Annotated in this window: 19 protein-coding genes; 9 read left to right on the top strand and 10 right to left on the bottom strand. The window is 61.8% G+C overall.

Going from position 1 to position 24,372, the window contains the following annotated elements; translation table 11 throughout:
• Positions 1–23 precede the first annotated feature (23 nt).
• The gene (locus FDG13_RS20535) at positions 24–437 is read left to right on the top strand and encodes a gamma-butyrobetaine hydroxylase-like domain-containing protein (protein WP_180132501.1); all 414 of its coding nucleotides are present in this window, start codon (positions 24–26) and stop codon (positions 435–437) included.
• A 486-nt stretch (positions 438–923) separates the two neighbouring features.
• On the opposite strand, the gene FDG13_RS20530 is transcribed toward FDG13_RS20535, so the two are convergent.
• Entirely contained in the window at positions 924–1,877 is a 954-nt protein-coding gene (locus tag FDG13_RS20530; protein WP_180132500.1) for an aromatic alcohol reductase, read from the bottom strand.
• Positions 1,878–1,971: 94 nt separating this feature from the next.
• On the opposite strand from FDG13_RS20530, the gene FDG13_RS20525 reads away from it, so the two are divergent.
• Complete coding sequence (locus FDG13_RS20525) at positions 1,972–2,385, top strand: helix-turn-helix domain-containing protein (protein ID WP_180132499.1); 414 nt, start codon at positions 1,972–1,974, stop codon at positions 2,383–2,385.
• A 526-nt stretch (positions 2,386–2,911) separates the two neighbouring features.
• On the opposite strand, the gene mdoH is transcribed toward FDG13_RS20525, so the two are convergent.
• The 7 genes from mdoH to FDG13_RS20490 all read right to left on the bottom strand — a co-directional run bounded on the left by mdoH (position 2,912) and on the right by FDG13_RS20490 (position 13,119).
• Positions 2,912–4,915, bottom strand: coding sequence for a glucans biosynthesis glucosyltransferase MdoH (gene mdoH, locus FDG13_RS20520; RefSeq protein ID WP_180132498.1), 2,004 nt, complete (start codon positions 4,913–4,915; stop codon positions 2,912–2,914).
• Positions 4,891–6,456: a glucan biosynthesis protein G gene (locus FDG13_RS20515; protein WP_180132497.1), complete on the bottom strand. Its 1,566-nt coding sequence runs from the start codon at positions 6,454–6,456 to the stop codon at positions 4,891–4,893. The genes mdoH and FDG13_RS20515 overlap by 25 nt, the downstream gene beginning before the upstream one ends.
• 228 nt (positions 6,457–6,684) lie before the next feature.
• Positions 6,685–8,070 (bottom strand): sigma 54-interacting transcriptional regulator, encoded by a 1,386-nt coding sequence (locus FDG13_RS20510; RefSeq protein WP_180132496.1) that lies wholly within the window; start codon positions 8,068–8,070, stop codon positions 6,685–6,687.
• Positions 8,067–8,723, bottom strand: coding sequence for a hypothetical protein (locus FDG13_RS20505; protein WP_180132495.1), 657 nt, complete (start codon positions 8,721–8,723; stop codon positions 8,067–8,069). Before FDG13_RS20505 ends, FDG13_RS20510 begins: the two co-directional genes overlap by 4 nt.
• A complete protein-coding gene (locus tag FDG13_RS20500) occupies positions 8,707–10,128 on the bottom strand; it encodes a sensor histidine kinase KdpD (RefSeq protein ID WP_180132494.1) in 1,422 nt (473 codons plus the stop codon). The genes FDG13_RS20505 and FDG13_RS20500 overlap by 17 nt, the downstream gene beginning before the upstream one ends.
• Before the next feature lie 506 nt (positions 10,129–10,634).
• Positions 10,635–12,002, bottom strand: a complete 1,368-nt coding sequence (locus FDG13_RS20495; protein ID WP_180132493.1) for a hypothetical protein — start codon at positions 12,000–12,002, stop codon at positions 10,635–10,637.
• 178 nt (positions 12,003–12,180) lie between these two features.
• Positions 12,181–13,119 carry a LysR family transcriptional regulator gene (locus tag FDG13_RS20490; RefSeq protein ID WP_180132492.1) on the bottom strand — a complete coding sequence of 313 codons (939 nt, stop codon included), beginning with the start codon at positions 13,117–13,119 and terminating at the stop codon, positions 12,181–12,183.
• Positions 13,120–13,220: 101 nt separating this feature from the next.
• On the opposite strand from FDG13_RS20490, the gene FDG13_RS20485 reads away from it, so the two are divergent.
• Together FDG13_RS20485 and FDG13_RS20480 are read left to right on the top strand one after the other, a co-directional pair.
• On the top strand, positions 13,221–13,550 hold the full coding sequence (locus FDG13_RS20485; protein WP_180132491.1) for a nuclear transport factor 2 family protein: 330 nt from the start codon (positions 13,221–13,223) through the stop codon (positions 13,548–13,550).
• Positions 13,547–14,329 (top strand): SDR family oxidoreductase, encoded by a 783-nt coding sequence (locus FDG13_RS20480; RefSeq protein ID WP_180132490.1) that lies wholly within the window; start codon positions 13,547–13,549, stop codon positions 14,327–14,329. Before FDG13_RS20485 ends, FDG13_RS20480 begins: the two co-directional genes overlap by 4 nt.
• Positions 14,330–14,442: 113 nt before the next feature.
• On the opposite strand, the gene map is transcribed toward FDG13_RS20480, so the two are convergent.
• Positions 14,443–15,237 (bottom strand): type I methionyl aminopeptidase, encoded by a 795-nt coding sequence (gene map, locus FDG13_RS20475; RefSeq protein WP_218942798.1) that lies wholly within the window; start codon positions 15,235–15,237, stop codon positions 14,443–14,445.
• Positions 15,238–15,408: 171 nt separating this feature from the next.
• Here map and FDG13_RS20470 point away from each other — a divergent pair, with 171 nt between their 5' ends.
• Positions 15,409–16,200, top strand: a complete 792-nt coding sequence (locus FDG13_RS20470) for a hypothetical protein (protein WP_255435344.1) — start codon at positions 15,409–15,411, stop codon at positions 16,198–16,200.
• A 146-nt stretch (positions 16,201–16,346) separates the two neighbouring features.
• On the top strand, positions 16,347–18,419 hold the full coding sequence (locus tag FDG13_RS20465) for a bifunctional diguanylate cyclase/phosphodiesterase (protein WP_255435343.1): 2,073 nt from the start codon (positions 16,347–16,349) through the stop codon (positions 18,417–18,419).
• A gap of 128 nt (positions 18,420–18,547) precedes the next feature.
• Here FDG13_RS20465 and ppc read toward each other — a convergent pair whose 3' ends face one another.
• Complete coding sequence (ppc, locus tag FDG13_RS20460) at positions 18,548–21,418, bottom strand: phosphoenolpyruvate carboxylase (RefSeq protein ID WP_180132487.1); 2,871 nt, start codon at positions 21,416–21,418, stop codon at positions 18,548–18,550.
• A 102-nt stretch (positions 21,419–21,520) separates the two neighbouring features.
• Here ppc and hemC point away from each other — a divergent pair, with 102 nt between their 5' ends.
• The 3 genes from hemC to FDG13_RS20445 are packed head-to-tail and all read left to right on the top strand — an operon-like array spanning position 21,521 to position 24,372.
• A complete protein-coding gene (gene hemC / locus FDG13_RS20455; RefSeq protein WP_180132486.1) occupies positions 21,521–22,468 on the top strand; it encodes a hydroxymethylbilane synthase in 948 nt (315 codons plus the stop codon).
• A 3-nt stretch (positions 22,469–22,471) separates the two neighbouring features.
• Positions 22,472–23,293 (top strand): uroporphyrinogen-III synthase, encoded by an 822-nt coding sequence (locus FDG13_RS20450; RefSeq protein ID WP_180132485.1) that lies wholly within the window; start codon positions 22,472–22,474, stop codon positions 23,291–23,293.
• A complete protein-coding gene (locus FDG13_RS20445; protein WP_370528265.1) occupies positions 23,290–24,372 on the top strand; it encodes a uroporphyrinogen-III C-methyltransferase in 1,083 nt (360 codons plus the stop codon). The genes FDG13_RS20450 and FDG13_RS20445 overlap by 4 nt, the downstream gene beginning before the upstream one ends.

Below are 24,372 nucleotides of genomic sequence, written 5' to 3'. Positions count from 1 at the left end.
CACAGACACATTAGGAGAGACCCATGGCCGGTTTGCAAGCAGGTAGCCCCACTCCCGAAGACATCACGGTGCACAACGCCTCGCGTGTGCTGGAGATCAGCTTCTCGGACGGTGCGCGTTTTCGCATCCCGTTTGAGCTGCTGCGGGTGTGCTCGCCATCGGCCGAAGTGCAAGGCCACGGTCCGGGCCAGGAGACTGTGCAGACCGGCAAACGTTTAGTGGACTTGGTGGCGATCGAGCCGGTTGGCAATTACGCGGTGCAACCCACGTTTTCAGACGGCCACAACACTGGCCTGTACACCTGGGACTACCTGTACCTGCTGGGTTCGCAGCAGGACAAGCTGTGGCAAGACTACTTTGCCCAGTTGGAGGCCGCCGGGGTCAAGCGTGACGACCCGATGCCCGAGAAAGCGGGCGGAAGCTGCGCGAGCCATTGAGGGTTTGCCTGGGTCGGCTGCGTCTGGCGTTTGTTGAGCGCGTTGGTTTCGCTTGGTAGATAGCCTGCGACTGTGGTTGGCAGGAGATGGGTTGGGGCGGCGGCCTCATACTGTCAAAGGCCCAGAAATCGGCCGCCACCCCAAGCCATCCCCTGCTGGCGAGCGACGTTTGTGTGTCAGCAAAAAATTGGTATTCAGGCTGAGGCGTCACTGCTGGTAAGTAGCGGTTGCTGACCTTGGACCGATGCTGCCCACAAGCCGCTGTATGGGGCCAAAGTGGCCGCCCGGTCTAGGCAGAATCGGGGCCAGAATCGGTTGCCTTGTTGATGCGTACGTGCTCCAGAAATCGCTACGCAATTGCAACATCTCTTCCTGTGCCGCCTCCACCTACCGTTGGGACGGCGTGCCAAGAAAAACCTTCAGCCGGTGCCCGCTTTCGGGAACACTGTCACTTATGCGGCGAATCCAGGAGATGCGCAAAACCAATTACTCGCGGCGGCCCGATGCCAGGTTTGCATGAATCCACGACGACACGTCGGTCACCGGAATGGCATGGCGTTGATTGAACGTCCCGCTCTTGTCCCATGCCACACCGCGTCCTTGGGCAAATGCAGCGCGGTACTTACGCATCATGTTCTGCGGTTCGCGCGCCAGCTCGTCCAGCAGATATTGTTCAGTCCACTCCGACCGGCTGAAGGGTCGGCCCAGAGCCGCTTGCAGCTTGTCGGCTACCTCGCCGTATGTCACGGTGTCGCCAGCCAGAAACACAATCTCGTTTCGGATGCGTGGTTGGGCGAACACAACAGTAGCCGTCAGGGCTCCAATATCGTCAGGCGTGGTCAGCGTCACCGAGGTGTCGAGGCTGCCTAGGGCGTGGACTTCGTCGTTTTGCAGGTCAACGACACCAAATTCAGGCTCGAACAAGTAACTCATGAACATGCCGGTAGAGATGATGACCCACTCCGTCTGGTTCTGGCTGCGCAGCAACTCGCGCACGTCCAGCTGGGCGTCAAAGATGTCCTGCGGGCTGCCGCGACCGATCACGTCGAAGTCGACCCCGAACTGCCAGGGGAAGTACCTCGGAATGCGCGCCTGCAATGCAGCCCGCGCGAGCTTCATCGGCGTGTTGATCCCGGCAGCGTAGCCCGCGCAACCGATCACCGTGTCATAGCGCGTGAACACCATGGCAAGCTCATCGATGGAGCTCTTCACTAAATCGCCAACCACAATCTCGATGCCGAGCTCTCGGATTTCTGCAACGTCCCGCTGCTTCCCTGGCTCTGCGGAATCAACGGCGCTTGCGCGCAGCAGCACGCTAATCTTCGCGCCATCCACGTCCTGCGCGTGGCGTGCAAGGTTGCGGAGCACTGGAAGGCCTAGCTCGCCGGCACCGAGGACGAGAATGTTTTTCGACATAGCGTTAGGATCTGATTGGTTCATCGTGTAGCTCATTGGAGAGAAAGTCGGGCCAGTTTAGCCACGCATCGTCGGCAATGTAAGAAGGTACACGCGTGATACCGGGAGAAAAACCACAGTGAATCGAGACGAAATTCTTCAGTACGCGCAGACCGTGTGCGACGGCTTGCGGGACGATGACGATGGGGTGCGGCGAGAGGTACTTGCGCATGCCGGAAGCCGTTGGTCGCTCGGTATCGTCCACACGCTTGGCGTGTATGGCAGGCTCCGCCACGCTGAGATTGGCAGGCGGATGCACGGGGTGACCCAGCGCATGTTGACGCTGACCTTGCGGCAGCTGGAGCGTGATGGGCTGGTGCTCCGTCACGACTTCGAAGAGGTGCCTCCCAAAGTCGAGTACGAACTGTCAGATACGGGCATGGAGTTGCTGCTCCGGATGGTTCCGCTGTGGACATGGATTGTCGAAAATGCGGACCGCTTTCGGGATGCTCGGCGGAGTTTCGACAGCCAACACCGCGAGGCAAACTCCTAGCCTCCACACCGCATCGCAACGACTTAGGAGGTCTATTCGAAGTCGTTAGCGGATGTCGCTCCCGTCAACCGGTTGGGTGCGGCCTACTCAGCACAGTCGGTAATGGGAAGAGACCGCTTTGGGTACAGAGCCGTCGTCTGGTCGTTTGGTTGAATCCAAGGCCTATAGCCGTCATCAACGTTCATAGCCAAAATCGTTGAAGGTGGGTGGTGGGGTTACCGGGCGCAGAACCCATTCGCGTGAAGACACAGATAGCGCGCCAACATGGGTGGCGACACCCGAACAAGCCGCCCACCCACGCCGTCGCCCGCGAGGGGGCCGGAGAACGGTAACCCCACCGCCCGCTTGGCGCGACCTGATCCGGCATCAGCGGTGTTTTCTAAAATAAATCAGCCTCTAGCCCTTATTCAATAAGGGTCGGTAGCTATATTTTTTGAGAGACCCTGCCAGACCAAAGACAAGGTGTCCAGCAGCGTAGCCAGACAGGATGACTCCGCTGGGGAGCCACCAAGGCCGCACAGACAGATCAGGCCAGACTCAAACGCGGCGCCGCCAGCCGACTCGCATGCAACCAGGCGCGGCGCAGCACAGCCGGGGACTTGGTTTCTTCGGGGATCAGCAGGTAGTTGTGGGCGCGCATGGCTGTTCCTAGCCGAACGCGGCTGGTGACCACCGCCATCGGGATGGCCAACAGCAGTGGCAGACCCACCGGCAGCAGCCAGACCAGGGCGCGCGGGTCGATCATGGCCACACCAATCGCCAGCGCCAGCACCATCAGGCTCATGGGCGCAAGTTGCGCCAGCGCATGGCGCCACGGCACGGCGGCCGCTTCGCGCGGGGGCGATTTCCATTCGAGCTTGAGTCCGGTGACGGCCACCGCCACAAACAGCGAATGCGCCAACATACGCACCGGGGCTTGCAGCAGGGCAATCACGGTTTCCAGCAAGGCGCTGCGCAGCAGGCTGCCGGTGCCGCCAAAGGCGTGTTGTTGGCCCTTGAGCAGGACGGCGGTGATGCCCAGCACCCGTGGCAAAAACAGCATACACAGCGTCCAGGCCCACAGCGCCATCAGTTCACCGGGCAGCTGCAGCCAGTCGGCCACCATGGGGGAACCCGACAACCACAGCGCGGTGCCCAAGGTCATGAAGCTCAGCCACAAAGGTGCTGACAAATACGCCATGGCGCCGGTGGCAAACATCGACCGGTGCACCGGGTGGATGCCGGGCTCGGCGATCAGGCGCGAGTTTTGCAAATTGCCCTGGCACCAGCGGCGGTCGCGTTGCAACTCGGCCAGCAGGTCCGGCGGTTGTTGTTCGTAGCTGCCTACCAGGTCACCCACCAGCCAGACGTGGTACCCGGCGCGGCGCATCAGCGCGGCTTCCACAAAGTCGTGCGACATGATGCTGCCCGACATGCCGCCGGTACCAGAAATACGCGCCAGCGCGCAATGTTCCATGAACGGCGCAATGCGGATGATGGCGTTGTGGCCCCAGTAATGTGACTCGCCCATTTGCCAGTACTGCATGCCCAGTGTGAACAGGCGCCCCGTCACGCGTGAGGCAAATTGTTGCGCCCGTGCGTGCAGGGTGACGTGGCCGATGGCTTGGGTGGCGGTCTGGATGATGCCCGCCGTGGGGTGGGCTTCCATCAGCTTGACCATGGAGACCAGGCAGTCGCCACTCATCACGCTGTCGGCGTCCAGCACCACCATGTAGCGGTAGTCTTTGCCCCAGCGGCGGCAGAAGTCGGCCACGTTGCCGGCCTTGCGGTCGCTGCGGCGTTTGCGCAGGCGGTAATAGACCTCGACGTGGGGCCGGTCGGGCTGGCTGGCCAGCTGGCTGCGCAGCTCTTCCCAGGCGGCACGTTCGGCTTTTTGGATGGCTGGGTCGTTGCTGTCGGACAGCACAAACACGTCAAAGGTTTTGACATGCGCTGTCAAAGCGACCGACTCACAGGTGGCGCGCAAGCCAGCAAACACGGTGGACACATCCTCATTGCAAATCGGCATGATGATGGCGGTGCGGGCGGTCGCGTCCAGTGTGTGGTGCTGCACCTGCTTGGCCGACAGGCTGTGGCGGTCACCGCGCAGCATCACGTAAAACCCCATCATCGCGGTCATGAAACCGGTCACCACCCAGGCCGACAACAGGCCAAACAGCGTGGCCTGCCCGTATTGCCAGAAGGCGTTGTCGTAGTCGGGCTGCATGTCGGTGAACAGGGTGGTGGCCAGCACCGTGCTGATCACGGTCAGCAGCACAAACACCATGCGTCGGCGTTGGGCAGCAAGCTGCCAGGGTTGCAGCGCTGTCGCCTTCGACGTGGCTGGCTCAGTTTGGGCCGCAGCACCGCCTGTCAACTTCAGCACGGATTGCAGCGCCACACTGGCCAGGCTGTTCCAGAAACCACGCCAAGGCCGTGGCACCATTGAGCCGCGATGGATCGGTGGCGCGGTGACGGCGTTGGGGTGCCTCACTTCGCGCAGGGTGCTGCGCGTGCTGGCTGCGCTCACGGTGTGATCAGGTTGGTCCATGTTTCGCTCAGTGTTTGTTGGTTGTGTTGCAGAAAGGCGCGCAGTTCAACCGGCAAGGCCGGGTTGAGCCGCTGCACACGCAGGGTCATGCGCCAGGCGCCGGTGACCGGGTTTTTGTAGGCCAGGGTTTCAATCACCCGGCCATTGGCATTGGTGCTGGCCATGGCCTGCACGGGCGCGCCCTCGGGCAAGGCGTCCAGGGCCGGGCCGGCAAAATCCAGCACAAACTGGTGCTGGTCCTGCACCTCGGCACCAGGCCGCAGGTAACCCGTGCCACGGCGTGACTGCGTCACCCAGCCATTGGGCGGCAGCTGTTGGTTTTGGCCCTGCCAGTGGATCGTGTAGGCAAAATCTATCGACTGGCCCGGCTGGGGCATGTTGGCGGGCACCCAGTAGGCTGCCACGTTGTCGTGGGTTTCGTCGGGAATGCCAAATTGCAGCAGCTCCACCCGGCCCGGGCCCCAGTCGCCCAGCGGCGTGACCCAGGCGCTGGGCCGCGACTCATAACGCGCTTCGGTGTCTTCATAACTGTGGAAGGCGCGGTCGCGCTGCATCAGGCCAAAACCTTTCAGACTCTTCATGCTGAACGAGGTGGTGATCGCCGCAGCCGGGTTCTGCAGCGGCCGCCACAACCATTCACCTTCGCCGGTGGCAATCATCAAGCCGTCGGAGTCGTGCACTTCGGGGCGGAAATCTTCTTTGCGGGGCTGGTTTTCACCAAAGAAAAACATGCTGGTCAGGGGCGCCAGGCCCAGGGTGGCCACGGGTTTGTCGGTGGCGCGCATGAAAACGCGGGCATGGACTTCGGTGACGGTTTGCTCACCCGGAGTGATGTCAAAGCGGTAGGCGCCCGTCATGCGGGCTGAATCCATCAGCGCATAGATGGTGAGTTGTTTGGCTCCTGCACTCGGTTTTTCGAGCCAGAACTCGGTAAAACGTGGAAACTCTTCTGGGCTGGCACCCGAGGTGTCCACTGCCAGCCCGCGTGCGGACAGACCATAACGTTGCCCGGCACCCAGCGCCCGGAAGTAGCTGGCGCCAGAGAAAACCACCAGCTCGTCTTTGTGCTCGGCCGTGTTCAGGTTGCTGAAGGTGCGCAGGCCGCCAAAACCGAGGTCACCCCAGGTTTGGGGCGACAGCTTGTTTTGCCCGTAGTTGAAGTCTGCCGGGTTGTACGGAATCGGCTTGACACCTTGCGCGGTGATTTCGTTGAGGCGAACGATGTCGCTGAGTCGGCCAACATGGAAAAAATTGGCCTCATAAGGCAGCTTGTCGGCACGCCACAAGTTGCGGTCTGGGCTGAAGCGGATGTCGCGGTAACCGTCGTAGTCCAGATTGGCCAGCTCGGTGGGCATGGCCTGGTTGGCTGGTTTGAAGGGCGCTTGAGCCTGCGCACGGGCCAGTGCCGCCACATCGTCCAGACCCCAGGCTTGGGCCTGATCAGCGGCCAGAGTCAGCAGACCGGCAACCAGAAGGGCCACAAACTGGGTCGAAACGGCGGCTGTACGACGCTGAAAAGTTGAGTGAAAAAAGGATGGCATGCCACCCCTAGTGCAAACCCTATGCCAGTCTATAAAAGACGAATGAAATCAACAGCTTAGATGTTTTTTGAAATGGCCGGCCGGCAAAGCTGCAGGAAACCTCGATGAATCCCGCCGTTTTTGTCGCCAAACAGCGACAAGATCCAGGCGGAAAAGAAAAACTCTTTTGAAATCAACGGTTTGTCTTGTCGCCCAATAGCGACGCCTGTCTTTGGTGAGCGACAAACACTAGGCGCCGTGGTCGGCCTTGAACAGGCCAGGCGTCAAGCCGTGTTTTTGCATCAGGCGGTAAAACTCGGTGCGGTTGCGATCGGCCAGCTGGGCGGCATCGGCCACATTGCCGTCGGTCAGCTTGAGCAGGCCCACCAGGTAATCGCGCTCAAAACGTTGTTTGGCCTCGGCAAAGCTGAGCACCTCCACACTGGGTGAACGCAGGGCACGTTGCACCAGGGTCAGGGGCACCAGCGGTGTGGTCGAGAGGGCGCAGACCTGCTCCACCACGTTGTAGAGCTGGCGCACATTGCCCGGCCAGGCGGCCGTGGTCAGGGCAATCAAGGCCTCGGGCGCAAAACCGCTCAGGCGTTTGTTGTATTTGCTGGCCAGCTTGACCAGGAAATGGTTGGCCAGCAGCGCGATGTCTTCGCGCCGCTCTGACAGCGGCGGCAGGGTCAGGGTCACCACATTGAGCCGGTAATACAGGTCGGCGCGGAACTGGCCCTCGGCCATGGCCTGGTCCAGGTCGCGGTGGGTGGCCGAGATGATGCGCACATCCACCGGGGTGGACTGGCTGGCACCCAGCGGGCGCACCGTGCGCTCTTGCAGCACCCGCAACAGCTTGACCTGCAGCGCCGAGGGCATGTCGCCAATCTCGTCAAGCAGCAGGGTGCCACCGTCGGCCGTCTGAAACAGGCCGATGTGGTTGGACACCGCGCCGGTGAAAGCGCCCCGGACATGGCCAAACAGTTCCGACTCGAGCAGAGCCTCTGGAATGGCGCCGCAGTTCACCGCAATAAAGGGTTTTTTGGCGCGTGTACCGGCTTGGTGGATGGCCCGGGCCAGCAGCTCCTTGCCGGTGCCACTTTCACCCCGCAGCAACACGCTGGCGTCCGACTGCGCCACCATGTGTGCCTCGGCCAGCACCTCGGCCATGCGGCTGGATCGGCTGATGATCTGGTCTTGCCAGGCCGGCGGGCTGCCGGGCTGGCTGGACTGCGACAGGGCGCTGAGCGACAGCGCCTGCGCAATCTTGTCGAGCAGCGCCTTGCCGTCAAACGGCTTGGTCAGGTACGAGAACACACCGCGCTCGGTGGCCTGCACCGCATCGGGAATGGTGCCGTGGGCGGTCAGCAGAATCACCGGCAGAGAGGGGTGTTGGGTGCGGATGTCGTCAAACAGCGCCAGGCCGTCGCGGCCCGGCAGCCGCACATCGCTGAGCACCAGCTGGGGCCGCTCGATAGACAACTGGGTCAAAGCGTCCTCGGCAGAGCGCACCGCGCTGACCCGGTACCCGGCCGCGGTGAGCCGGATGGTGAGCAGGCGCAGCATGTCGGAGTCGTCATCCACCACCAGCAGATGCGGCCCGGGTGCGGGCGGTGTGTTAAGCGGCGGGCTCATGGGGCGGGCGTGTGGCTGCCGCGGCTGTTGGAGGCCGGGGCTTGGGGTGGGCGGCTGGTCAGGCTGCGCTCGATCGCCTTGAGGGCTTCCAGTCGGTCGGTGGTCTGGTCCAGCCTGCGCTGCAGCTCACGCGTCTGCTGGTTTTGTTTGTCCAGCAAGTCTTCCAGGCGGCGTTGCTCCCCCAGGCGATAGGCCAGCAGGCCCACCAGCGGGTGCAGCGCCTGCGCGCTGGGGTTGGCCAACACCCGGCCCAGCAAATCCTGGGCGCGCTGGAACTCTGGCAACTGGCGAAACTGGCTCAGCACCAGGGCCAGCTGCACCTGGTCGGTGGGGCTGGCGGCATCACCAAGCCGGGTCACTTCCTGGCTCAGCTCTGTGGGCTGCATACGCCGCACCCGTTCGGCATACACCAGCAGGCTCAGGACGGGCTCAGACGTCTGCGGTGCGGTGTGTGCCACCGGCGGTGTCGGCTGGCAAAGCACCGAGCTGGCGGGCAGCGCTGGCGTGGCGGCTGGGTTCACCGTCGCACTGCCGCCCTGGCCGACGGAACTGGCGCAACCCGCCGTCAACATGACCAGCGCGACAGAGGTCAACAATCCGGCACGGCGCAGGCGACGAGGAGGCCGCGCACAACAATCAGGGTTTAAAAACATGGGGTAACTCGATTCTGAAATGGGCACCCACGGGGGCGGGCAGCAGCTCGATGCGCCCGCCGTGGGCGGCAATGTACTCATACACGATCGACAGGCCAATACCACTGCCGCGCACCACGTCGGTGGGTTGGCGTTCACCTCGGTAAAACGGCTCAAAAATCCGCTCACGGTCCGCCTGCGCCACCCCCACACCCTGGTCGTGGATATCGATGCGCACCAGACGCGGCAGCGTGCTCAGCTCCAGGCGGATCACCCCTTTGAGCGGAGAGTAACGGATGGCATTGGACAACAGGTTGGCCAGTACCGTGCCGATTTTGTCGGGGTCCAGCTGCACCAGCGTGGGCTGGCCGACCACCGTGACGGTCAGCTCGCGGGCGCGGCACTGCAGGCGCTGGGCGTCTGTCTGGGCTTCCATCAGCTGCAGCAGGTCAATGGTCTGGCGGTGCAGCTGGCGCGCCTCAAACGCGGCGGTGTTGAAGCGCAACAGGTCTTCAATCTGGCCCTGCAACACATTGGTGTTGTGGCGCAGGATCTGGGCAATTTCGCGCTGTTCGCGGTTGAGTTCACCGGCCACACTGTCTTCCAGCAGCGAGACCCCTTCGCGCAGCGAGGCCAACGGGGTTTTGAGTTCGTGCGAGATGTGACGCAAAAAACGTGATTTGTCAGCATCGAGCTCCACCAGGCGCAGGCGCAGCCAGTTCAACCGCTGGCCGACCATGGCCAGGTCAGCCGGCCCCCGGATGGAGATGGCGTCATCAAGCCGGTTTTCACCCAGGTCCACAATGGCGTTTTCCAGCCGCTTGAGCGGCACCGTGAACCAGACACCAAACGCCAGCGCCATGACCACCGCCAGCACGATGGCCCAGGTGACCTGCTGCGCTAGGTGGCTGCGGCTGTCTTCGAGCTTGGCCTCCAGCGCCTGGTTGCGCTGCTGAATGATCTTTTGCACCTGCACCGCCACGGCCGCATTAACACCAGCCAGCTCTCGAAAGCTTTGCGCCAACTCGCGCTCCCGGTCCAGCGCGGTCTCGGGCGGGCCGGTCAGCAGCTCGTTGACAGTCTGCACATGCGCGCGCCATTGCTGCGCGCGTTCGTTCGACAGGCCTGCGGTGCTCAGACTGTCCAACAGCGTGGTTGCTTCGCGCGCCTGCTCGGCTACACGGGTGCGCAGCACGCGGTCATCCAGCACCACCGACTGGCGCGAGGTGCGCTCCATCGACACACTCAGCTCACTGAGTGACTGGGCCAGCTGGCCCAGTTCCAGCGAACGCGCCGCACCGTCACGGCTTTGCAGCGTGAGCTCTTCCAGCGTGAACAGGGCGCGCAGTGAGGCGGCACCCAGCAACGCGGCAATCAGCAAAAACGCGATCACCAGGAGTTGCCGGAACGAGAATTTCTGAAGCATGAGGTTGATGGGCTGAAGGCGGGTGGAAAACTACTGTTTGTATAGCGATTAGCCCTTTATGAATAAGGGCTGGAGGCTATTTCCTTATATGAATCAGGGTGGCTGTGATCATGGCTGCTGCTCCGCAAATTCCTGGGTCTTGCCGCCATCGGTGGGTGGGCTGGCTGGTGTTCGTTGCGAAGGGGACATGGAACAAAAGGCAGGGCACACAACCGGATGGGTCGAAGTATGGCATGGCTTGAAAAAGCCCCAACGGGAACGGTTGTGGTTGGCAGGAGATGGGTTGGGGCGGCGGCCTCATACTGTCAAAGGCCCAGAAATCGGCCGCCACCCCAACCCATCCCCTGCTGGCGAGCGTCGTTGGAAATCGAAAGAGATAGCCTGAAGTCAAGGAGTGACAGATGTCAGGCGGCAGCGCGAGCTGTCGGTCAGATGGAAAATATGCGCGCCTGGCTTGGGCAAGACGTGGACACCTGAAGATCTCGTTCAAGATTGCCGGATTCCGGCTACCGCGTTTGTTTACTACCAAGGACTTGCCAAAGAAAGTACGCAGGGCTTTCTTTCGCGGAAATTCGGTACTCCTCAAAGGTTTTGTAACCAGCGAATGCCGCATACATTGTGGCAATGAGGCTGACGCCGGAGGTTGCTGTTGCTGCTGCAAGGCTGGCGACAGCGCCCACCCCTGTCAACACGCCCTTGCGCTTGAGTCGGCGGATGGCACTGTTAACTTCGGTTAGCTGAATCTCCACCAACTCGTGCATGGCGTTCTCGGTCTTTAGGTGCCGTTTTACCGGGTCGGTCTCCAACCTTAGTTCTCGAAAATGTTTCTCAATCTGCAAGCGAAACCGGCGGAAGGCCTCTTCGTCCGCCCGAGCACCCATCAACCGCTCCATTGAAACACTGTCAAAGATAGGCAAATTGAGATTCAGCAAGCCGCTTGACGTTGCCGACGAGATGCTGCTGGACGATATGTTCTCAGCACTGTCAAGTATTGAAGCTGCGAACCGAGACCGAGTCATGTACTGCGATCCGAAACGTGCTGACCAACGGATGTCGCGTTGGAGCATCTCGAAGTGCATTCGTGCTGAGCTATTGACTGACTGGGACACCCACGCGTCAAAGATTTCCTTTGACGGCATCGTCTTGGGCATATGCATTGCAACTTGCATTCGCCCAGAAACTCGATCAGATGAAACAACCTCTTGCTGAAAGAGGTTGTAGCCGAAGGCTCTTCCGCTCTCCCTACCATCGAAGTCGATGCTGATCATGCGGCCGAGCTTCAGATCTCGCAAAACCAGCAAGCCTTGAGGGCTTGAGATGACCGACCTGATGTCTGCGGTCTCCTTGTATAGCCTTAGCAGGTGCGGCGGCAGGACGCTTTCGAAGCCATCGCTGGGGGCGTAGAGTGGGAGTTCAGCTGGCGCCTCGTTTTCAAGCGTGGTAGGAAAGAAACGAACGTAACCATTCGCGACCAGAGATCGGCAGGAAAGTAACGTTTTTACTGCTTTGACGACCTTTTTTCGATCGAGATCTTTCGACGGTGGCATGTCGAGCGCCCTGGACATTGCCAAGGTCATCTCATGGTCCGGCTGGGCCAACTCAAATAGCGGGTCAGCCATGATCACCGTGTCTAGATATAAAGCGCCTTGTTTTAAGACTTTCTCGTCGGCGTTTTCGCCAACAAAGAGACGGAGTTTCCCTGCCTCAGGAGAGACTTCCTCAAGCAGTTCGTCGAAATTGGCGATACAGAATTCGCGGTATTGCTTCAGTGCGTTTTTTAGCTCAGCGTCCGAAACCCCCTGAAATTGAGCGGCGATCAGACTCTTGTCCAGCAACAGACTCTCGTTCAAGTGGCTATAGAGGATTGAGCCCATGAACGCGATTATCAGTTGGGCGGTTCAGTTCGCAGCAAGTCCTATTCAGTTGATGGCGTTAAAGAAAACCTCTTGGCTAGAGTCTCTGCACGGTGGCAACGGGACGGTTGTGTTCTTGAGCGTGGCTCCGACACTCTCCAATATCCGTTTCCAGAACATCCTGCGCTGCCGTGACCCGCTAGAGTTTTGGGTTCACGCCGGGCAATTGTTGGGACTCGGCCAAATCACGGTCCAACAAACAATCGATGAAAGCACTCAAAGGCGGTGAGGGGTGGCGTCGGTTTGAGTAATACAAAAACAGCCCTGGCCGTGTGATGGACCAGTCGGCAAGCACCTGCACCAACTGTCCTTGGGCGAGAAGCTCATCGACTCTCGTGCGCTCGAAGGCATAGGCAATGCCCAGCCGTTGCAGCGCTGCGGCAACACCGATGTCCGAGTTGTTGGTGACCAGTGGCCCTTCTGCGGCGATGTCGAGCCGCGTGCCTTTTTTCTCGAACTCCCAGCGAGAGGCTCGGCCATCCATCTGAAGGCGCCAGTTGATGCAGGCGTGGTTATGCAGGTCAGCGGGGGACTGCGGTGTGCCACGGCGCGCCAGGTAGTCCGGTGACGCCACGGCGATCATCTTCACGTCGGGGGTCAGGCGCACGGCGATCATGTCCTTCTCAAGCCGTCGGCCCACGCGGATGCCCGCGTCGAAGCGGCCAGCAACGATATCGCTGAGCCCATCGTCCACCACGATGTCCAGCAGCACCTCAGGGTGTGCCTGGTGAAAGCGACCCAGGCGCGGCGCAATGATCTGGCGGGCAGCCATTCCCAGCGTGTTGATGCGCAGTGTGCCGTTCATGCTGCCCGCCGACGCGCTGGCCTCGGCCACCGCGTCGGCCATGTCCTGAAACAGCGGGGCGATGCGTTCGTATAGCTGCTGCCCGGTAACCGTTGGCGCCACGCTGCGTGTGGTGCGGTTCAGCAGCCGCGCGCCAAGCCGCTCTTCGAGCTGGCGGATCGTCTGGCTCAGCGCTGAGGGCGACAGCCCCAAATGCTCCGCTGCGCGGGCAAAGCTCGCGCGCTCGACCACGGCGGCAAAAGCCCTCAGTTCCGCAAAGTCCGATCCACGCATTCTGTATAACTTTCTACATAACTCATTCAAATTCTAGGCTATTCACTTATTTGTGTGGCAGGCGCATCCTCACCACTTCACCAACCCAGGAGTTCGTCACCATGACCACTTTGAGCCTTCCCGACCCAATAACCGCCTACTTTGCGGCAGACCAACAAACCCCTGAAGTGCTGGCCCGATGCTTCACAACACACGCTGTGGTGAAGGATGAGGGCCATACCTATTGCGGTCTCGACGCCATAAAGGCGTGGAAGGCGGCGGCATCGGCCAAGTACACCTACACCAACGAACCCACCGCGTTGGAGCAGGGTGAGGGCTGCCACACCGTCACCAGCCGGGTTGTGGGCAACTTCCCTGGCAGCCCGGTTGATCTGCGCTACCACTTTCGCTTGGAGCGCGGCCTGATCTCTGCGCTGGAGATCAGCGTATGAGCTTCGATCTTTATTTGCAGGGCAAGCGGGCGCTGGTCACCGGTGGTACCAAAGGTGTGGGCGCTGCGGTGGTGCAAGCTTTGTGGGATGCGGGTGTGCAGGTGATGGCCACGGCGCGCTCTGCGCCAATACATCCGGTTGACGGCGTGTTGTATGTGGCGGCTGACGTATCGACCGCCGAGGGCGCAGCCGAAGTCGCGCAAGCCGTGCTCAGCCAATGGGGCGGGGTGGACATCCTGGTCAACGTGGTGGGTGGCTCCAGCGCGCCGGGCGGCGGCTTTGCGGCTTTGGACGACGCGCAATGGTTCAAAGAGCTCAATCAGAACCTGATGCCTGCCGTGCGTCTGGACCGCGCGTTGCTGCCCGCCATGCTGGCCCAGGGCTCGGGCGTGATCGTGCACGTCAGCTCCATCCAGCGGCTGCTGCCGCTGCCAGAGTCCACCACTGCCTACGCAGCGGCCAAGGCGGCCTTGTCCACCTACAGCAAGGCGCTGTCGAAAGAGGTGACACCGAAGGGCGTTCGTGTGCTGAGCGTCGCGCCCGGCTGGATCGAGACCGATGCCGCCATCGCACTGGTCGAGCGCGTGGCTGCCCAAGCCGGTACGGATGCCGATGGGGGCAAGCGGATCATCATGCAGTCGCTGGGGGGTATCCCGCTGGGTCGGCCAGCCAAACCCCAGGAAGTGGCGGACCTGATCAGCTTTTTGGTGTCACCCTGCGCGGGTTCGATGTCTGGCGCGGAGGTCGTGATTGACGGGGGCACGGTGCCGACGATCTAGCGGCACCCGCTGCCCGCCTGGTGTTTACCCAGTTCACAAGCCTTTTGGCCTTCTAGCCCTTATTCAATAAGGGCTGGTAGCTATTGTTTTAAAACAAACAGCTTGTCGACAAACTATCGCCCGTGGGCGGCTTTGAACTTGTCCCAGCGCTCGGTCTCGCTAGGGCGCAGCGTCAGGATCTCGAATCCCGTGTTGGTGACCAGCACCGTGTGTTCCCACTGGGCCGACAGGCTGTGGTCCTTGGTGACCACCGTCCAATCGTCCGACAGCACATGCACATCGGGCCGACCGGCGTTGAGCATGGGCTCAATGGTGAAGGTCATGCCCGGCAACATCATGTCACCGGTGCCACGTTTGCCGAAGTGCCGCACCTCGGGTTCTTCATGCATGGCCGCGCCAATGCCGTGGCCACAAAAGTCGCGCACCACGCTGTAGCCGTTTTTGCCCGCGTGGGCCTGGATCGTTGCGCCAATGTTGCCCAAGGGCGCGCCGGGTTTCACTTCCAAAATGCCAAGGTAGAGGCTGTCCTGGGTGATGGTGGCGAGCCGTTTGGCAGCGATGCTGGGTTTGCCTGCGAAGTACATAGCGCTGCTGTCGGCGTGCCAGCCGTCGCGCGCGGCCACCACGTCAATGTTGAGCAGGTCGCCGTCTTTCAAGGTTTTGTCGCCCGGAATGCCGTGGCACACCACATGGTTCACCGAGATGCAGGTGGCATGTTGATACCCTTCGTAACCCACACAGGACGGGACGCAGCCGTGGTCAACGATGTAGTCGTGGCAGAGTTTGTCGAGAAAAGCGGTGCTGACGCCGGGCTTCACATAGGCGCCAACCATCTCCAGCGCACCGACCAAAACGTTGGCCGCGTCGCGCATCTTTGCCAGATTCTCCAGACTCTTTGTGTGGCTCATCATCAGCATCTCAACCGTCCTATCCATCCAAAATACAGGGGGTGATAGCTTACCGTGCGTGCTGCACCGCAGGTGCCCGACGCTTTTTTGGCCATCTTTTTGGCCGGGCTATGATTTGAAACAGCCCCACACCAAGATTGTTGGCGTTTCACTCAGCCCACCACCAACCACATGGCACCCCGCTCGAAAATTTTTGTTCGTTCTCTGGCGGTCGTGCGTGCGCGCCAGACGCTGCAGGCCAAGTCCTACCCCCGGCTGCAGATGACCCTGATCACCGGCTTGACGGGGGCGTTTGGCCTGGTCTCGTCGTATGTGCTGTTGCACCTGGGTCGTGTTGAGAGCATGACGCTGCGGTACCCGCTGGCGCTGGTTTGCGCTTATGGCATGTTTTTGTTCCTGATCTGGCTGTGGCTCAGGACCCAGGCGCAGGACTACCTGGATCTGCCGAAAATGTCGGGGTCCTCATCCAACAGTGGCTCAGGCTGCAGCAGCGAACCCCTGCACAGCGGCGGCGGTGGGGATTTTGGTGGCGGTGGTGCCAGCGCCTCGTTCGACGGGCCCGGTGTGGCCCCGGTTGATCCCATAGAGGCTGACTTCGACGTGGGCGAGTCGGTCAGTTCGGTGGCAGATGCCGATGAGCTGGCCCTGCCGCTGATGGCGCTGGTGTTGGCGCTTGGGCTGGCCTTGGCCTCTTTGTATGTGATCTACATCGCGCCAGCACTGTTGGCCGAGGTGCTGGTGGATGGTGCGTTTTCGTATGCGCTGTACCGCTATGTGCGTGGGGACGATCCTGCCCACTGGCTGGCCACGGCGGTGCGCCGCACGGTGCTGCCCTTTGTTGCCACCGGTGTTTTCCTGATGGTGCTGGGGGCGGCCCTGTCGGCCTATGCACCGGGCGCCCATTCAATGGGGGACCTGCTCATGCCCTCGCGTGGCTGCGGTGGCTTGGAAAGGTGTTTATGATGGCAAGCGGCATCTGACTTGCCCCTCTCCGGTTGAGCCGGAAGCAGGAGACACCCGGGCCCATCGGGCCAAAACAACCGTTTGGCAAGCAAGCCAACAAGGGAGCACCAGAACATGGCGTCAGCTTCAACGTATTCCTTGGCAAGATGAAGGCGCAGCTTTGGGCGGAAGCCATATTGCGTTCCCATCCTGATGGCATTGCCCTCATGGACGCGTGTTATGAGCTGCTGTTTGCCAATACGCAGTACCTGCGGATCTGGGGGTTTTCAGAGCAAAGTGCGTTTTGCATGACCAGCAGCGAGCGTTTTGAACACCAGGTCAAGCTGCTGGCCTACCCTGAAAAAGATGCTTTTGCGCTGCGTCTGATCGAGCAAGATGCACTGTCGCATCAGCCGAGTTATTTCCATTTGAAAGATGGCCGCTGGCTCGAACGCATCGCCTACCGGCACATCGTGGGAGCGGAAGAGCTGGGCATCGTGTCGCAATGGCGCGATGTCACCGGCAGCCACTTGGAGAACCTGTCGGCCCAGCATGAGCGTGACCTGATGCACTCGATGATGGACAGTGTGCCCGACCAGATTTTTTTCAAAGACCGCCACAGCCGTTTTATCCGCATCAACACCAGCCTGGCCAAACGCTATGGCCTGGACGACCCAGCCCAGGCGGTTGGCAAGTCGGATGCCGACTTTTACACCGCCGAACATGCGGCCCAGACGCTGCGCGAGGAGCTGGAGATCATGCGCACCGGTGCCCCGGTGTTCAACCAGCTGCACCACGAGGTCTGGCACGATGGCCGCGAAGCCTGGAACGTCTCGATGAAAATGCCCTTGCGTGACGCCAACGGGGACATCATTGGCACCTATGGCATCGCGCACGACATCACCGAGCACAAAAAAGCCGAGGCGCTGATCTGGCGACAAGCCAACTTTGACGCGCTCACCGGTCTGCCCAACCGCCGCATGTTGCGTGACCGCTGGGAGCAGGTGCTCAATACCCACAAACGCCATGGCCACGGGCTGGGGCTGCTGATCATCGATCTGGACCAGTTCAAGGAGGTCAACGACAGCCTGGGCCATGCTTTTGGCGACCAGTTGCTGGTGCAGGTGTCACGGCGTGTGGAAGCCTGTCTGCGCAACACCGACACACTGGCGCGCATGGGTGGCGACGAGTTCGCGGTGATTCTGACGGACTTGCTGCCCAGCGCCGACGTGGGCGACATTGCGCAAAAAATTGTCACCAGTTTTGACGACGCCTTTGATCTGGACGGCCACCGGGTGTTTGTGTCTGCCAGCATTGGTGTGGCGCTCTACCCGCAAAATGGGGAGAGCTTCGACGAGTTGCTGAAACTGGCCGACCAGGCCATGTACGAAGCCAAAGCCCATGGCCGCAACGGCTTTTGCTTCTTCACCAGCGCGCTGCAGGAACGCGCCCACAAACGGCTGCGCATGGCCAGTGATTTGCATGTGGCCCTGGAGCAGCAGCAGTTTCACCTGGTGTACCAGCCGGTGGTAAACCTCAGAGATGGCAGCATCCACAAGGCCGAGGCGCTGATCCGCTGGCAACACCCGCAGCGCGGGCTGATTCCGCCGTGTGAGTTCATCCCGCTGGCGGAGTCGATGGGCCTGATCAACGAGATCGGAGACTGGGTCTTTCAAACCGCAGCGCAGCAGGTGCGCCTGTGGCGCAGCGAGTTACACCCCGACATGCAGATTGCCGTCAACAAGTCGCCGCTGCAGTTTCAGAGCAAAAACGGGCCAACCTCCACCTGGGCCGACCACCTGAAGGCCGACAACATCGCGCCCGAAGCCATCGTGGTCGAGATCACCGAAGGCCTGCTGCTGGATGCGTCCGAGTCAGTCCAACGCCAGTTGGTAAGCCTGCGCCAGGAAGGCATGCGGGTTTCGCTGGACGACTTTGGCACCGGTTACTCCTCACTGGCCTACCTGCACCGCTTTGACATTGACTTTCTCAAGATCGACCAGTCCTTCATGCGGGATTTGGCGCCAGGCAGCAAAAACCTGACGCTGTGCAAAGCCATCATCCAGATGGCGCACGAGCTGGGCATACAGGTGGTGGCCGAGGGCATCGAAACCCAGCTGCAAAAAGACTTGCTGCAGGAAGCAGGTTGTGACTTTGGCCAGGGCTACTTCTTTGCCAAACCGCTGTTGCCCGAGGATTTTTTGGTGTTTGCCCGCAGCGGGCAGACACCTGCGCCCTGAGCTGCCAGTCGGCTTTACCCGGGGTTTGGATGAGTTTTGGGCCTCTAGCCCTTTTTTAATAAGGGCTGATAGCTATTTTTTTTTGAGTCAACCAGCCAGCCACAGGCCAGCTGGTTAACCGCCACCCATCAGCCCGTGTTGCGCAGGCCCGCCGCGATCCCGTTGATCGAGATGTGGATGCCGCGTTTGACACGTTCATCACTCAGGCCAGCACGGTGGCGGCGCACCAGCTCCACTTGCAAATGGTGCAGCGGGTCGATGTACGGGAAGCGGTGGCGGATCGAGCGTTGTAACGCCGCGTTGTGCGCCAGACGCTGTTTGTCGCCGGTGATCAGCTCCAGCGCATGGGTGGTGCGCTGCCATTCCTGCTCGATCGCGGTGAAGATTTTCTTGCGCAGTTTCTTGTCGGTCACCAGTTCGGCGTAACGACCGGCCAGGGCCAGGTCACTCTTGGCCAGCACCATGTCCATGTTGGACAGCAGGGTTTTGAAAAACGGCCACTGGTGTTCCATGGTTTGCAGCAGCGCCAGCTGTTTCTTTTGCTGCTTGGCCGGTGTTTTGTCGCCCAGGGGTTTGAGGAACTGTTCCACCGCCGAACCAAAGCCGTACCAACCCGGCAGGGTCAGACGGCATTGGCCCCAGCTGAAACCCCAGGGAATCGCGCGCAGGTCTTCGATCTTTTGCGTGGCTTTGCGTGAGGCCGGGCGCGAGCCGATGTTGAGTTCGGCAATTTCGCGGATCGGTGTCGCGCCAAAAAAGTAGTCGGTGAAGCCCGGGGTCTCGTACACCAGCGCGCGGTAGGCGGCCATGCTGGCCAGCGACAACTCGGCTGCGGCTTCCAGAAACGCTGGCTCAGCCGCCTGGGTCGGGTGCAACAGGGTGGCTTCCAGCGTGGCAGCGACCAGGGTTTCCAGGTTGCGACGGCCGATTTCGGGGTTGGCGTATTTGGAACCAATCACCTCGCCTTGTTCGGTCAGGCGGATCTGGCCACGCACGGTGCCCGGGGGCTGTGCCAGGATCGCCTCGAAGCTGGGGCCGCCGCCGCGCCCGACCGTGCCGCCCCGGCCGTGGAACATGCGCAGCTGGATGAATTCCTTGTCATCAGGCGTTGGGTGGGTGCGGTTGATCTCGTCAAACACTTCCACCAGCGCCAGTTCACCACGGTACAGCTCCCAGTTGCTGGTGAAGATGCCACCGTCCTTGTTGCTGTCGGAGTAACCCAGCATGATGTCCTGCTCGCCATACTGGTCACCATGGCCGCGCTGCACCATGGCCAGGATGCCGGGCAGGGCGTAGAAGGTTTTCATGATCGGCGCGGCGTGGCGCAGGTCGTCGATGGTCTCGAACAGCGGCACCACAATCAGGTCGCAGCTGGCGTTGTCACAGTCGAGCGTGCCGCGCATCAGGCCCACTTCTTTTTGCAGCAGCATCACTTCCAGCAAGTCACTCACGGTTTCGGTGTGGCTGATGATGTAGTGGCGAATGGCCTGGGCGCCGTAGCGCTCGCGCATGGTTTTGGCGGCCTCGAAAATCGCGATTTCGCTCAGCGTGTGTTCGCTATAGGGCGCACCCACCACGCGCAAGGGTCGAGTTTCGTTGAGTAGTTTCAGCAGCAGCTGGCATTTGGGTTCTTCGTCCAGCTCGGCGTAGTTGGGGCAAACGCGGGCCTGGGCCAGCAGCTCGGTCAGTACCGCTTCATGCTGGTCGGAACTTTGGCGCAGGTCGACCGTGGCCAGGTGGAAACCAAACACCTGGATGGCGCGCATCAGTGGCTGCAGGTGCTGGGTCACCAGCGCCTGGGCGTGCTGCGCCAGCAGCGAGGCTTCGATCACTTTCAGGTCGGCCAGCAGCTCTTGTGCGCTGGCGTAGGGGTTTTGGGGTGGCACCGCGTAGTGCGGCGCCTCGGTGCCGGTCAGCGCCTTGAGCGTGGCCGCCAGCCGGGCGTACACACCAATCAACGCGCGGCGGTAGGGTTCGTCCTTGCGGTGTTCGCTGGTGTCGGCGGAGCACTCGGCCAGAGCCTGCATCTCGGGCGAAAACGCCATCAGCATGGCCGACTGCGACAGGTCACCGCCCAGCAGGTGGATCTCGGTCAGGTAGTGGCGGATCGCCACATCGGCCTGGCGGCTCAGGGCGTGCTCCAGGGTGTGGGCGTTGACATTCGGGTTGCCGTCGCGGTCACCCCCAATCCACTGGCCCATGCGCAGGAAGTTGGCAATCGGCTGCTGGCCCAGGGCCTGCTCCAGGTGGGCGTAGATACGCGGGATTTCGCGCAGAAAGGTCGATTCGTAATAACTCAGCGCGTTGTCCACCTCGTTGGCCACGGTGAGTTTGGAAAAACGCAGCAGCCGGGTTTGCCACAGCTGCAGCACCCGGGCGTGCAATTGGGCCTCGTTGTCGGCCAGTTGTTGGGGCGTCAGTGCATCGTCGGGCACCTGGTAGGCCAGGGCCTGGGCCAGGATGTCGTCACGCTGGGCCAGCAGTTTGGCGATGTCGCGCTCGGCATCCAGAATACTTTTGCGCTGCACTTCGGTCGGGTGGGCGGTCAGCACCGGCGAGACATAACTGTGCGCCAGCATCGCGCTGATGGCCTGGGGTGTGATGCCGCCGTCGGCCAGGCGCTGCAGTGTTTTGCCGATGCTGCCTTCACGCACCGCGCCCATGCGCTGGTGGATGGCGCGGCGGCGGATGTGGTGGCGGTCCTCGGCCAGGTTGGCCAGGTGGCTGAAATAGGTGAAGGCACGCACCACACTCACGGTTTTGTCCCCGCTGAGCGACTTGAGCAGCTTGCTCAACGCCTTGTCGGCCTCGTGGTCGGCATCACGGCGAAACGCCACGGACAACTGGCGGATTTTCTCGACCAGTTCAAAGGCGGCCTCGCCCTCTTGCTCGCGAATCACGTCACCCAGAATGCGACCCAGCAGGCGGATGTCGTCGATCAAGGGTTGCTCGGTGCTGATGGGGCTGGTTTTGGGGCGTGGGGAGCTGGTTTTTGTCATGGCAGTTCTGTGGTTGAGCATGCTATTTTCAAGCAAGACTCATGCTAGCATTCTCGACTGCTTCGCTATTACAAAAAGGTTACGGCTACGCGCCACACACTTATGAGCACATTCACGATTGCCACCAGAGAAAGTCGCTTGGCCATGTGGCAGGCTGAGCATGTACAGGCCATTTTGGCGGGTATGGGTCATACGGTCAGCATTCTGGGTATGACCACCCTGGGTGACCAGATTCTGGACCGCGCCTTGAGCCAGGTCGGTGGCAAGGGCCTGTTTGTGAAAGAGCTGGAAGTGGCGCTGGAGGCTGGCAGCGCCGACCTGGCGGTGCATTCACTCAAGGATGTGCCGATGGAACTGCCCACCGGTTTTGCCCTGGCCTGTGTGATGGAGCGCGAAGACCCGCGCGACGCCTTTGTTTCACCCCGCTACGCCAATCTGGCCGCGCTGCCGCAAGGTGCGGTGGTTGGTACTTCCAGCCTGCGCCGTGTCGCACTGCTGCGCGCGCTGCGCCCGGACCTCAAGATCGAACCACTGCGTGGCAATCTCGACACCCGCCTGCGCAAGCTCGACGAAGGCCAGTACGACGCGATTGTGCTGGCCGCCGCCGGCCTCAAGCGCTTGAAGCTTCAAGACCGCATCCGCGACATTTTTGAGCCCGAAGTGATGCTGCCCGCCGCTGGCCAAGGCGCGCTGGGCATCGAGGTACGTACCGACGGTGCTGAGATTACCGTCGCACTCACCCCGCTGATCCACCAGCCGACCTGGCTCGCAGTGGCGGCTGAGCGTGCGGTGAGCCGCGCGATGGGGGGCAGCTGCTCGATGCCGCTGGCCGCCTTTGCCACGCTGCAAGGCGATGTGCTGACCATCAACGCCGCCTGGGGTGACACCGAGAACAAGCTGCCGCTGGTGCGCGCAAATGCCACCGGCCCGGTGACGGACCAGGCCAGCGCTGCGGCCTTGGGCCAGCGTGTGGCTGACGCGTTGAAGGCCGGTGTGTTGGCCCAGGGTGGCCGCCTCGACCATCTGGACAAGGCCCTGATCGGGCAATAAGCCATGCGTGTGATCGTGACCCGGGTGCAGCCACAGGCTGCGCGGTGGGTCAAGTTGCTCTCTCCGCACTGTGAGGCGTTGGCCCTGCCGCTGTTGGAAACCGCTGCGCTGGCCGATACATCGGCGCTGCAGGCCGTCGGACGGCATTGGCCTGACTACAACGCCGTGATGTTTGTCAGCAGCCACGCGGTCAATCATTTTTTTTCGTCCAATCAGGATGCAGCCCTTTTATACAAAGGGCATATAGCTCCTGAAACAAGAGCGTGGTGCACCGGCCCCGGCACCCACACCGCCTTGCTCGCGCAGGGCCTGCCCGCGCAGAAGGTCGATGCGCCGCCCGTCGACGGCGGCCAGTTTGACTCCGAGGCGCTGTGGCAACAGGTGCAGGGCCAGGTGGGTCCTGGCGCCCGGGTGTTGATCGTGCGTGGTGACACCCGTGACGACGACAGCGACAAGCCTGACAGCGCCGATCAGCCCGCCGCCACACCGGGGGTGGGCCGTGACTGGCTGGCGCAAACCCTGCGCCAGGCCGGTGCCGAGGTGGATTTTGTCGTGGCTTACCAACGCGGCGCACCAGTGTGGGGACCGGCTGAACGTGCCCTGGCAACACAAGCCGCCAGCGATGGTTCCCTCTGGTTGTTCAGCAGCGCCGAGGCGGTGGGCCATTTGTCCAGCCTGCTGCCCGGGCAGAGCTGGGCGCAGGCGCGTGCCCTGGCCACCCATGCCCGGATTGCACAAGCGGCGCGTGATCTGGGCTTTGCCACCGTGTGTGAGTCACGCCCGACCTTGGCCCATGTTCTTGCCTCGATAGAATCATTGGCATGACCCATGTCAATCCAACAGATGCCAACAGCGTGACCATGCCCCCGGAACCGGCAGCGGCCGAGGCTGCGCCGCAGCCCGCCAGCCCCGCCCAAGCCGCTGCGGCGCCAAGCCGCAACCCTCTGCTGTGGCTGGGTGCCTTGCTGGTGATTTGTGTGCTGGCGACGGTGCTGCTGTGGCAGAAGGTCAGCAACATCCAAGAGCAACTGGCGATGCAAAGCGCCGATGCTCAGGACAAGTCGCAAGAGGCGCAGGCCCTGTCCAAACAGGCTTTGGCCATGGCACAGGAGACCGTGACCCGGGTCGCGGTGCTCGATGCGCGCCTGAGTGAGGTGGCCCTGCAGCGCAGCCAGCTCGATGAACTGATGCAGAGCCTGTCGCGCTCGCGTGACGAAAACCTGGTGGTGGATATCGAGGCGGCCCTGCGTCTGGCGCAGCAGCAGGCGGAGTTGACCGGCACGGTCGAGCCGCTGCTGGCGGCGCTCAAAAGTGCCGATCAGCGGGTGGCACGTGCCGCCCAGCCGCGCCTGGCACTGCTGCAGCGTGCGCTGGCGCGTGACATCGAACGTGTGAAGTCGGCGGCGGTGAGTGACACCCCGAGCATGCTGGTCAAGCTCGACGATCTGGTGCGTCTGGCCGACGAGCTGCCGCTGGCCAATGCGGTGATGCCTTTGCACAAGATGGCCGACAAGCCGCAGGCGGCGGCCTCCAAACCACTGGACCAGTGGCAACAGGTCTTGCAGCAGGTGCTGGGCGAGGCACGCAACCTGGTGCGGGTGAGCCGCATCGAAGCCCCCGAAGCCGCCCTGTTGTCGCCGGAACAGTCGTTTTTTGTGCGCGAGAACCTCAAGCTCAAGCTGCTCAACGCCCGCCTGGGCCTGTTGTCGCGCCAGGTCGATGCTGCCCGCGCCGATCTGGAGGTGGCGCAGGACAGCCTGAGCAAGTATTTTGATGAACGTGCGCGCAGCACCCGCGTGGCGGTCACCCTGTTGCAGCAGGTGCAGTTGCAGATGCGCCAGCTCAAGATTCCCCGCGTGGACGACACCCTGGCGGTGTTGGCCACAGCGGCAGCGGGGCGCTAA

The sequence above is a fragment of the Rhodoferax sp. BLA1 genome, assembly GCF_013416775.1.
Lineage (GTDB): Bacteria > Pseudomonadota > Gammaproteobacteria > Burkholderiales > Burkholderiaceae_C > Rhodoferax.
The sequence above is the reverse complement of the archived record's forward strand: the minus strand, read 5'-3'. Positions and strand labels throughout refer to the sequence as shown.